Origin of the sequence: Streptomyces sp. NPDC005202, from assembly GCF_040608235.1 — a bacterium.
Lineage (GTDB): Bacteria > Actinomycetota > Actinomycetes > Streptomycetales > Streptomycetaceae > Streptomyces.
Genome location: NZ_JBEXHW010000009.1, coordinates 212,186 through 223,493 on the forward strand (window position 1 = coordinate 212,186; position 11,308 = coordinate 223,493).

The window sequence follows — 11,308 nt, forward strand, 5'->3', positions numbered from 1 at the left end:
TCGACACCGGCTTGGGCGCCCCGGAGGCGAACGAACCGAAAAAAGGGGCCGCCAGGTGTCGAGCGCAGCCGAGCAGGAGGCGGTGGCGGGCGGGCGCGCCGCCGAGGAGGGGCGCCCGGCCGCCGTCGTGAACGGCGCGCGCCGCGCCGCGTCACCGCCCGGCGTGCCCGTGTGGCCCGGTGCGCCGATGCCGCTGGGCGCCCGCTTCCGGACCGGCCCGGACGGGGTGGCGGGCACCAACTTCGCGCTGTGGGCGGGCGGGGCGGAGGCGGTCGAGCTGTGCCTGTTCGACGGGCGAGGCCCCCAGGCCACGGAGACGAAGGTCCGGCTCACCGAACTGACGCACGAGATCTGGCACGGCTTCGTGCCGGGCGTCGTGCCCGGGCAGCGGTACGGCTACCGGGTGCACGGCCGCTGGGACCCGTGGACCGGCGCCCGCTGGAACCCGGCGAAGCTGCTGCTCGACCCGTACGCGCGCGCGGTGGACGGCGAGTTCGGCCTGCCGCCGGAGGTGTACGGGCATGTCCGGGATTGGCCGGAACAGGATGTCGCCGACACGGTGCGTGACGACCGTGACTCTGCACCTTGCGTTCCCAAAGGCGTCGTCGTACACGATGACGACGACTGGTCGGACGACCGCCGCCCCAAGACGCCGTGGGCGGACTCGGTGATCTACGAGCTGCACGTGCGCGGCTTCACCCGGCTGCACCCGGACATCCCGGAGGAACTGCGGGGCACGTACGCGGGCCTCGCGCACCCGGCGGCGATCGAGCACCTGGTCGGGCTCGGCGTGACGGCGGTGGAGCTGCTGCCGGTGCACCAGTTCGCGCACGAGGACCACCTGCTGCGCCGCGGCCTGAGGAACTACTGGGGCTACAACTCGATCGGCTACTTCGCCCCGCACGCGGCCTACGCGGCCTCGGGAACCACCGGGCAGCAGGTCGGCGAGTTCAAACGCATGGTGCGCGCGCTGCACGCGGCCGGGATCGAGGTCATCCTCGACGTGGTCTACAACCACACGGCGGAGGCCAACGAACTGGGCCCGACGCTGTCGTTGAAGGGCATCGACAACCGCGGCTACTACCGCCTCCAGTCCGACGCGCGCCGCTACGCCGACTACACCGGCTGCGGCAACTCCCTGCACGTGGTCCAGCCGCACGTGCTGCGCCTGATCACCGACTCGCTGCGCTACTGGGTGATGGAGATGGGCGTGGACGGCTTCCGCTTCGACCTGGCGGCCGCACTGGCCCGCTCCATGCACGACGTCGACATGCTCTCGCCGTTTCTCGCAGTGATCGCCCAGGACCCGGTGCTGCGCCGGGTGAAGCTGATCGCGGAGCCGTGGGACGTCGGTTCGGGCGGCTACCAGGTGGGCGCCTTCCCTCCCCTGTGGACGGAGTGGAACGACCGCTACCGCAACGCCGTCCGGGACTTCTGGCGCCACGCCCTGCCGGACGTCCGGGAGATGGGTTACCGCCTGTCCGGGTCGAGCGACCTGTACGCCTGGGGAGGCCGCCGCCCCTACGCCTCCGTCAACTTCATCACGGCCCACGACGGTTTCACCCTCCGCGACCTGGTGTCGTACGAGCGCAAGCACAACGAGGCCAACGGCGAGGGCAACCGGGACGGCACCGACGACAACCGCTCCTGGAACTGCGGGGTGGAGGGGGAGACGGACGACGAGCGGGTACGGGCGCTGCGCCGCCGCCAGCTGCGCAACCTGCTGACCACGCTGCTGCTGTCGACGGGCGTGCCGATGCTGGTCGCGGGCGACGAGCTGGGCCGCACCCAGCGCGGCAACAACAACGCCTACTGCCAGGACAACGAGATCGGCTGGCTGGACTGGAGCCTGCTTCAGGCCCCGGGCTGGCGCGCGCTGTTCGAGCTCACCGCCCGCCTGATCGACCTGCGCCACCGGCACCCCGTGCTGCGCCGCCGGGCGTTCTTCTCCGGGCGGGCGCACTCGGCGGACGGGCTGCGGGACCTGGCCTGGTTCACCCCGCGGGGCACGGAGATGACGGAACGGGACTGGTACGCCCCCGCGGCCACCCTCGGCATGTATCTGTCCGGCCGGGACATCCCGGGCCGGGACGAGCGGGGCGCCCCGATCCTCGACGACAGCTTCCTCGCCGTCCTGCACGCCGGGGACCGCCCGGTGAGCTTCGTGCTGCCGGGGCCGCCGTGGGCTCAGCGGTACGAGGTGGTCGTCGACACCTCCCGGGAGGAACAGGCCGAGGCACCGGGCGTGGTGCACCGGTCGGGGGCGGCGATCACCGTGCCGGCGCGGTCGGTGCTGCTGCTGAAGGTCGCCGACTGACGGCGTCAGCCCAGGATTGCCCGGTCGTACGCCACCGCGACCGCCGCCGCGCGGTCGTTGACGCCGAACTTGACGTACAGGTGGGTGAGGTGCGTTTTCACGGTCGCCTCGCTGATGAACAGTTCGCGGGCGATCTCGCGGTTGGAGGTGCCCTTGGCGACCAGGGCCAGGACCGCGCGTTCGCGGGCCGAGAGGGGTTCGTTGCCGGGAGCGCGGACCGCGGAGACCAGACGGGAGGCCACGGCCGGGGAGAGGACGGTACGGCCCTCGGCGGCGGCGCGGACGGCGGTGAAGAGTTCGTCGCGGGGGGCGTCCTTGAGCAGGTAGCCCGGCGCGCCCGCCTCGATGGCGGGGAGGGTGTCGGAGTCGGTGTCCTACGTCGTCAGGACGAGCACCTCGGCACGGGCGCCGCGGCGGGCCAGTTCCCGGATGGCGTCCACGCCTCCTCCGCCCGGCATGCACAGGTCCATCAGGATCACGTCCGGGTCGAGGGCGGCGGCCTTGTCGACCGCCTCGACGCCGTTCGACGCCTCGTCGGGCACGGCGAATCCGGGCGCGGACTCGAACATGCCGCGCAGTCCGTCCCGTACGACGGGGTGGTCGTGGACGATCAGGAGGGAGATCGCCGCGGGTCGGGTCGCGTCATCGGTCATGGCGTAGGGTCGAGGCCGGTGACGGACCCGGCCCGCGTTGGGGACGCGCAGGCCCTCGACGCACTCGACGGTAGTGGTCCTGCCGGCGCCGTTCGGGCCGAGGATGCCGAAGATCTCGCCCTCCTCGACGGTGAAGGAGACGCCGTCGACGACGGTCCGGCCGCCGTAGGACTTGCGCAGTTCGCTGACTTCGATGACGGACATGGCACCAGGGTTCCGGCGGGCGGGGCGTGGGCACATCGCCCGACGCACTCGAAGGGGTATCAGCCGATCGGTTGATGCGGCGGTACGACCGCGGGGCGGCCGCCGGGGTTCGGCTGCTCGAACGCGCAGGTCGTAGGACCAGCGGTGGAGCCCGGTCCGGTCAAAACTCGGTGGGCGATGTCAGTGCCGGTCCGTAGGCTCGCCGCTGATGCCCACGACACGTGCCACCACCAAGGACCGTACCGGCCGTTCCGCCGTCCGCACGCTGCTGCGCCTGTGGCCGTACGTGCGGCCGGTGCGGGTGAGGCTGTTCACGGCCGCGTCCGTCGCGATCGTCGCCTCCTGTGTGGGGCTGGTGATCCCGCTCGTCCTGAAGTGGATGGTGGACGGGCCGGTCGCCGACCGGGATCCGCGGGGCGTGTGGCTCGGGGCGCTGTACCTGCTGCTGCTCGGGCTGGCCGAGGCGCTGCTGTTCGGGCTCAGGCGGTGGCTGGTGGCGCGGCCGCTGTCGCGCGTCGAGGCGGAGATGCGGGCGGATCTCTACCGGCATCTGCAACGGCTGCCGGTGGCCTTCCACGACCGGTGGGCGTCCGGGCAGCTGCTGTCCCGGGGGACGACGGACCTGATGCTGCTGCGCATGTTCCTCGCCTTCCCGCTGACGTTCCTGCTGGTCAACGGCGTCACGATCCTCGTGGGCGTGGTCATCATGCTGCTGCAGGACTGGACGCTGGGGCTGGTGATCCTCGGCCCCGCCCTGCCCGTGGTCGTCACCTGCGTGATCTTCGAGAAGCGGTACGCCGAGGTGGCGCGGTTGGCGCAGGACCAGGTCGGGGACCTGACGACCGTGGTCGAGGAGAGCGTGCTCGGCATCCGCATCATCAAGGGGTTCGGGCGGCACCGCAGCCAGGCGCGGGCGTTACGGGAGCTGTCGGGCACGCTGCGGGGCACGGAGCTGCGCAAGGCGCGGCTGCTGGCGACGATCTGGGCGGTCATCATGACCCTGCCGGAGCTGTCCATCGGGGCGGCGCTGGTGGTCGGGACCGTGCAGGTTGCCTCCGGCGGTCTGTCGGCGGGGATGCTGGTCGCCTTTCTGTCCACGGCACTTGCTCTGCGGTGGCCCGTGGAGTCGATCGGGTTTCTGCTGGCGATGAGCCAGGAGGCGGCGACAGCCACGGAGCGGTACTTCGAGGTGATGGACGCGGAACCGGAGACCGGGAGCACCACCTCTCGGGGTTCCGTCCCGTCCCGTGACCGTGGGCTTCGCTTGCACGGCGTCCGCTTCCGCTACCCCGACGCCCCACCCGGATCCCCGCCCGTCCTCGACCGCATCGACCTCCACATCCGCCCCGGCGAGTCCATGGCCCTCGTCGGAGCGACCGGAAGCGGCAAGACGACCCTCACGGCGCTCATCCCCCGCCTCCACGAGGTGACCTCCGGACGGATCACGCTCGACGGGCAGGACATCACCGCCATGTCCCGCCAAGAGCTGCGCGCCCTCGTCGCCGTCGCCTTCGAGGAGCCCACCCTCTTTTCGGCGGGCGTCAGCGACAACGTGCTCATGGGCGCCGACGACACCGCGGGCCCGGCGGAGCTGAACCGCGCGCTCTCCGTCGCCCAGGCCGACTTCGTGCACGCCCTCCCCCAGGGCACCGACACCCGGGTCGGCGAGCAGGGCCTCAGCCTCTCGGGCGGCCAGCGGCAGCGCCTCGCGCTGGCTCGAGCCGTCGTCGGCCGCCCCCGGTTCCTCGTGCTGGACGACCCCCTCTCCGCCCTCGACGTGCACACCGAGGCCGCCGTGGAGGCCGCCCTGCGGCAGGTCCTTGCCGACACCACCGCCCTGATCGTGGCGCACCGCTTTTCCACGGTCCTGCTCGCCGACCGCGTCGCCCTGCTCTCCGGCGGCCGGATCACCGCCGTCGGCACCCACCACGAACTGCTGCGCTCCAACGCCGAGTACGCCCACCTGATGTCAGGGGAACAGGAGGACGACGAGCGATGACGTCCCCCACGACGTCCGCCCCCACCGCCGACGGCGACCAGGACCTCCCGCAGCACCGGGACGCCGGCGACCCCTTCGACCGCGACGTCCTGCCCACTCCCCCGGGGGCCACGGCCGCGCTGCTGCGCTCGCTCCTCGCCCCGATGAGGGCCCGCGTCGCCGGCACGACGCTCCTGCTGCTGCTCCAGCAGGCGGCCGTCCAGGCGGGACCGCTGCTGGTGGCGTACGCGATCGACAACGCCGTACCGGCGTACCGCGGCCACGACCACGGCCCCCTGATCACGGTGGCCGTCGCCTACCTGCTGTGCGCGCTCGCCTCCGGCGGACTGCAGTACGCGTTCATCGTCGCCTCCGCCCGGGTCAACCAGGACGTGCTGCTGGACCTGCGCGGCCGTATCTTCCGCCACGCGCAGGCGCTGAGCGTCGACTTCCACGAGCGCTACACCTCGGGCCGGCTCATCTCCCGCTCCACCACGGATGTCGAATCGCTGCGCGAGCTGCTCAGCGAGGGATTGCAGGAGCTGGTGACGGTCATCCTGTCGTTCGTCTCCATCTCGGCGATGCTGCTCTGGCTGGACCTGGGGCTGGGCGCGGTCGCGGTGGCCTCCTTCGTGCCGCTGTACCTGCTCGTCCGGCGGTACCGGCGGCGCGCGGGGCGAGTGTTCAGAGCGCGGTCCACGGCGATCGCGGCGGTGATCGTGAAGTTCGTGGAGACCATGAACGGCATCCGGCCGGTGCGCGCGTTCCGCCGCGAGGCCGCCAACGACGCCGACATCCGCGTCCTCAACCGGCGGCACGAGCGCACCAACGGCGACGCACTGCTGGAGATGGCCCGCTATGTCACCGGGTCCCGGCTGGTCGCCAACACCGCGGTCGCGGTGATCGTGCTGTGGGGCGCGTACCGGGTGGCGGACGGTTCGCTTCAGCTGGGGGTGCTGGCGGCCGCGGTGCTGTATCTGCGCCGCCTGTACGACCCGATCGACCGGCTCGGCATGTTCCTCAACTCCTACCAGTCGGCGGCGGCCTCGCTGGAGAAGATCGCCGGGCTGCTGGCGCAGACGCCGTCCGTGCCCGAGCCGTCGACGCCGAAGCGGCTTCCGGCACGTCGGTCGGAGCAGCCCGGCCGTGCGGTCGTCTTCGACGGCGTTCGCTTCGGCTACCGCACGGGCGGCGAGGTGCTGCCCCGCTTCGACCTGACCATCCCGGCCGGGCAGACCGTCGCGGTGGTCGGCTCCACCGGCGCGGGCAAGTCGACGCTGGCCAAGCTGCTCGCCCGCTTCTACGACCCCTCCGACGGCCGGGTGCTGCTGGACGGCGTCGACCTGCGTGAGCTCGCCGTGTCCGAACTGCGGCGCGGGGTCGTCATGGTGACACAGGAGGCGTTCCTGTTCTCCGGCACGGTTGCCGAGAACATCGCCATCGGCCGCCCGGACGCGAGCCGCGAGGAGATCGAGCGGGCGGCGAAGGCGATCGGCGCGCACGACTTCATCAGCGCCCTGCCCGACGGCTACGACACCGACGTGCGCAAGCGGGGTGGCCGTATCTCCGCCGGACAGCGCCAACTGGTGGCCTTCGCACGGGCGTTGCTTGCCGACCCGGCAGTGCTGATCCTCGACGAGGCGACCAGCTCGCTCGACATTCCGGGGGAACGGGCCGTGCAGCGCGCGATGGCAACGGTCCTGACGGGCCGTACGGCCGTGGTGATCGCCCACCGGCTGTCCACGGTCGAGATCGCGGACCGGGTGCTGGTGATGGAGCACGGCCGGATCGTGGAGGACGGCAGCCCGGCCGACCTCATTGCGGGCACGGGCCGGTTCGCGGACCTGCACCGGGCCTGGCGCGACAGCCTGGCGTGAACCAGGGACGGTCTAGGATCCGCGATCTGATGCGCAATGTCGGCGCTCGACGCGCAGTGAATGCGCAATTCCAGGATTCGGTGCGCAACGACTCCGGAACGTAACTGCCGGTCCGCGTCGAGATGCGATCCCCGGCGTGCCGTGCTGCACTGAAAGAGCAAACGCCGTGGCGTGCGCGCGTGGTGGTGGGACGAAACGGCCGATCCGCAGGGTTCGGAAGGGGGGTCCACATGAAGATCGTTGTGGATCTCACGCGGTGCCAGGGGTACGCACAGTGCGCGTTCGCCGCGCCGGATGTGTTTGCCATACAAGGGGACGAGGCGCTTCTGTACGACTCCGATCCGGACGATGCGCAGCGGGAGAAGATCGCGCGGGCCGCGGCGGCCTGCCCGGTCCAGGCCATCTCCTCGACCGTGAGGACGCCCGGAACCGGCATTCGGAGCCTGGAACGCACGTGCCCGCCCCCTGCCCTGAGGAGGCGTTGAAGCGCACCGGGCGCATCGTCATTGTCGGGGCGTCCCTGGCTGGGCTGATGGCTGTTTCGACGCTGCGTCGGGAGGGCTTCACTGGTTCGCTGACCGTGATCGGGGACGAGCCGCATCTCCCTTACGACCGGCCACCGTTGTCCAAGCAGGTCCTCATGGGCCAGGTTCCGTCGCGGCAGACCGCACTGCCCCGCCGCGACGAGTTCGATGCGCACTGGCGGGTGGGAGTCGCGGCCACGGGGCTTGACCTGAACGGCAAGCAGGTGCTCCTGGCCGACGGCGAGAAGGTGGGATTCGACCGGTTGCTCATCTCCACGGGGGTGCGGGCGCGCCCGTGGCCGAACGAGACAGAGGCCGGGCTTGATGGGCTGTTCGCGCTGCGCACCCCCGGAAGACGCGGACGGGCTGCGGCAGCACTTGGCAGCCGGTCCTGGCCGGGTGCTGGTCATCGGTGCCGGGTTCATGGGCTCCGAGGTCGCCTCCGCCTGCCGCGAGCTGAATCTGCCGGTGACCGTCCTCGAGCGCGGCAAGGCCCCTCTGGCCGGGGCACTGGGCGCGGTGATCGGCGGCGTCGCGGCGCAGCTGCAGCGCGACCACGGGGCCGACCTGCGGTGCGGCGTGGGAGTCGAGGCGCTGGAAGGCGATGATCGCGGGCGGTTGCGGCGAGCCCGTCTGTCCGACGGCAGCACTTTCGACGTCGATGTGGCGGTGGCCGCGCTCGGCAGCATCCGCAACGTCGAATGGCTGGAAGGGTCGGGGCTGGCGGCCGGGGTCTGGGGGGTGGCATGCGATGCGGGGTGCCGTGCCATCGACGTCAAAGGCGACCACCGGAGGGATCGCGGAGCGGCGGCGCCGAAACGCCAAGGCATTCGCCGACCTCGGTCAGTACTTCGCCCAGCTTCTCGAGGCCCGCCACGGCCAACGGCACGACGACCTGGTCTCCGGGCTCGTCAGCGGCGACAGCCCCGAGGGGCCGATGCCTCAGGAGGAGGTACTGAGCAACGCTGGACCGGTGCCCTGTGCGCGGTGGGGGCGTTCAACGCCTGGCTGGGCATCATGCGGCACCGCACGATGACCCGGGTCCGGATGGACGCCGACTTCCGCACGGTCAAGGTCGTCGTCCAGCACGCGGTCCGGCTGGGTGCCGCGCTGCCCGGGCGGGTCGGGGCCGGGGAGATCGTCACCATCGGCGTGGGCGACGTGAAGACGATCAGCCAGTCGCTGACGATGGTCGGCCCCGGCGTCGGCGCGCCGCGGCGAGCCGCGACGCGCTGGAGACCTCCCGCCGCACCCGCTTCCACACGCTGTACCTGCGCACGGTGTTCTTCCCGGTGGTGGAGGTGGCGTACGTCCTGCCCGTGGCGGGCGTGCTGCTGACCGGCGGGGTGCTGCACGCGCGGGGTGCCATGAGTCTGGGTGCGGTGGTGGCGGCCGCGCTGTACCTGCGGCAGCTGAGCGAGCCGCTGGACCAGATCCTGGTGCGGGTCGAGCAACTGCAGAGCAGCGGCGCCTCCTTCGCCCGGGTGGAGGGCCTGGCCCGGGCCCCGCGGGCCGTACCGGCCGGCTCGCCCGCCCCGGCGGACGACCGGATCGACGTGACCGGCGTCCGGTACGCCTACGAGCGCGGCGGCGAGGTGCTGCGCGGGGTCGACCTGACGGTGCGGCCCGGGGAGCGGCTGGCCGTGGTCGGCCCGTCCGGCGCCGGCAAGACCACGCTGAGCCGGCTGTTGGCGGGCATCGACGCGCCGGGGGCGGGCTCGGTCACGGTGGGCGGGGTGCCGATCGCCGGCCTCGAACCGGAGCGGCTGCGCCGCCAGGTCGTCCTCGTCACCCAGGAGCATCACGTGTTCCTCGGCACGGTCCGCGACAACCTGCGGATCGCCGAACCGGCCGCCTCGGACGCGGAGTTGTGGTCGGCGCCGGCCGCGGTCGGCGCCGACGGCTGGGTGCGGGAGCTGCCGGACGGCCTGGACACCGAGCTGGGGACGGGCGGGTGCCGCACCGACGGCTCGCAGGCCCAGCAACTCGCCCTCGCCCGCGTGGTGCTGGCCGACCCGCACACCCTGATCCTCGACGAGGCCACGGCCCTCCTCGACCCGACGACCGCCCGCCACACCGAGCGCGCCTGGCCGCCGTCCTGCGCGGCCGCACCGTCATCGCCGTCGCCCACCGCCTGCACACCGCCCACGACGCCGACCGGGTGGCCGTCATGGAGGACGGCCGCCTGAGCGAACTCGGCACCCACGACGAACTGGTCGCCTCGAACGGGGCGTACGCGGCGCTGTGGCGGACGTGGCACGGGGAGCGGCCGACGACGTCCTGCCCCCCCCTCAGGTCGGCCACTCGGCAGACAGTCCGCATACCGAACATGAACATCCGGACAACGAACGATTTCCGGCCAAGTTTCTGACGCGCTCCTGACAGGGAGCGCGATCTCCTGCCACTCTTCCCACGGCCACATCACAGCAACCCCACGGCATCCGCACAACTCCACGGCTGTGACCCGGCCGGCACTTCCGCACCTGGTTCCGCGTTCCGCCCCGTTCTGCCCGGACGGCCGACCCTCCGTCCGGATCTCCCCTGGCCGCGCGACCCGCGGCCATGCAGAAGGAGTCAGTGTTGAGAAGCAGTTCCTCCCGCAGACGCACCGCCCACATCACCCACCGCCGCGCGGCGGGCGTCGCCCTCGCCGGCGCCGCCGCCCTGATCGCCGCGGCCGTCCAGTCGGGCGCCGCGAGCGCCGCCCCCGCCCAGGCGCCCTCGGGCAGGGCCAATCCGGCCCACGTCGCCGTGAAGCTCACCCCCTCGCAGCGCGCCGAGCTGATCCGCGACGCCGACAGCGCCAAGGCGCAGACGGCGAAGGACATCGGCCTCGGCGGCAAGGAGAAGCTGGTCGTCAAGGACATCGTCAAGGACGCCGACGGTACCGTGCACACCCGCTACGAGCGCACCTACGCCGGCCTGCCGGTCCTCGGCGGCGACCTGATCGTCGACACCGCCAAGTCCGGGAGGACCGAGCGCGTCACCAAGGCGACAAGCGCCGCGCTCAAGGTCTCCGACCTGACCCCGAGCGTGACGAAGGCGGCCGCCGAGAAGCAGGCCGTCCAGCGTGCCAAGGCCCTCGGCGGCGCCAGGTCCGCGGCGGACGGCGCGCCGCGCAAGGTCATCTGGGCGGCGAGCGGCAAGCCGGTCCTCGCGTACGAGACGGTCGTCGGCGGCCTGCAGGACGACGGCACCCCGAACGAGCTGCACGTGATCACGGACGCAGCCACCGGCAAGAAGCTCTACGAGTACCAGGGCATCGAGACCGGCATCGGCAACACCCAGTACAGCGGCCAGGTGACGCTGACGACGACCCAGTCGGGTTCGACGTACACGCTGAACGACGGGGCGCGCGGGGGCCACAAGACGTACAACCTGAACCATGGCACGTCCGGCACCGGCACACTGTTCTCGCAGTCCAGCGACACGTGGGGCAACGGCACCACGTCGAACGCCGCGACCGCGGGCGCCGACGCGCACTACGGCGCCGCCGTGACCTGGGACTTCTACAAGAACACCTTCGGCCGCAGCGGCATCAGGAACGACGGCGTGGGCGCCTACTCGCGCGTCCACTACGGCAACTCGTACGTCAACGCCTTCTGGGACGACAGCTGCTTCTGCATGACCTACGGCGACGGCTCCGGCAACGCCGACCCGCTGACCTCGCTGGACGTGGCCGGCCACGAGATGAGCCACGGCGTCACCTCCAACACCGCCGGCCTCAACTACAGCGGCGAGTCCGGCGGCCTCAA

Annotated in this window: 4 protein-coding genes and 5 pseudogenes; 8 read left to right on the plus strand and 1 reads right to left on the minus strand. The window is 72.0% G+C overall.

The features are described from left to right. Positions 1–55 precede the first annotated feature (55 nt). Positions 56–2,317 carry a glycogen debranching protein GlgX gene (gene glgX / locus ABZV31_RS17110; protein WP_355894078.1) on the plus strand — a complete coding sequence of 754 codons (2,262 nt, stop codon included), beginning with the start codon at positions 56–58 and terminating at the stop codon, positions 2,315–2,317. A 5-nt stretch (positions 2,318–2,322) separates the two neighbouring features. On the opposite strand, the pseudogene ABZV31_RS17115 reads toward glgX, so the two are convergent. Next, positions 2,323–3,210 (minus strand): annotated as a pseudogene (locus tag ABZV31_RS17115) (response regulator). Positions 3,211–3,382: 172 nt separating this feature from the next. Between ABZV31_RS17115 and ABZV31_RS17120 the strand changes: the two are divergent. The 7 genes and pseudogenes from ABZV31_RS17120 to ABZV31_RS17150 all read left to right on the plus strand — a co-directional run. Continuing rightward, entirely contained in the window at positions 3,383–5,173 is a 1,791-nt protein-coding gene (locus ABZV31_RS17120) for an ABC transporter ATP-binding protein (protein WP_355894081.1), read from the plus strand. Then, positions 5,170–7,029: an ABC transporter ATP-binding protein gene (locus ABZV31_RS17125; RefSeq protein WP_355894084.1), complete on the plus strand. Its 1,860-nt coding sequence runs from the start codon at positions 5,170–5,172 to the stop codon at positions 7,027–7,029. Before ABZV31_RS17120 ends, ABZV31_RS17125 begins: the two co-directional genes overlap by 4 nt. Before the next feature lie 230 nt (positions 7,030–7,259). Further along, complete coding sequence (locus ABZV31_RS17130; RefSeq protein WP_355894087.1) at positions 7,260–7,514, plus strand: ferredoxin; 255 nt, start codon at positions 7,260–7,262, stop codon at positions 7,512–7,514. 47 nt (positions 7,515–7,561) lie between these two features. Beyond that, a pseudogene (locus ABZV31_RS17135) lies at positions 7,562–8,336 on the plus strand (FAD-dependent oxidoreductase); the annotation flags it as partial. 183 nt (positions 8,337–8,519) lie between these two features. Then, a pseudogene (locus tag ABZV31_RS17140) lies at positions 8,520–8,765 on the plus strand (ABC transporter ATP-binding protein); the annotation flags it as partial. Continuing rightward, a pseudogene (locus ABZV31_RS17145) lies at positions 8,759–9,924 on the plus strand (ABC transporter ATP-binding protein); the annotation flags it as partial. The pseudogenes ABZV31_RS17140 and ABZV31_RS17145, both read left to right, overlap by 7 nt. A 209-nt stretch (positions 9,925–10,133) precedes the next feature. Next, a pseudogene (locus ABZV31_RS17150) lies at positions 10,134–11,308 on the plus strand (peptidase M4); the annotation flags it as partial.

What these genes read in the sequence shown, in the direction of transcription:
- ABZV31_RS17120 (WP_355894081.1), top strand. Translation starts at nt 3,383, where the DNA reads ATGCCCACGACACGTGCCACCACCAAGGACCGTACCGGCCGTTCCGCC.
- ABZV31_RS17125 (WP_355894084.1), top strand. Translation starts at nt 5,170, where the DNA reads ATGACGTCCCCCACGACGTCCGCCCCCACCGCCGACGGCGACCAGGAC.
- ABZV31_RS17130 (WP_355894087.1), top strand. Translation starts at nt 7,260, where the DNA reads ATGAAGATCGTTGTGGATCTCACGCGGTGCCAGGGGTACGCACAGTGC.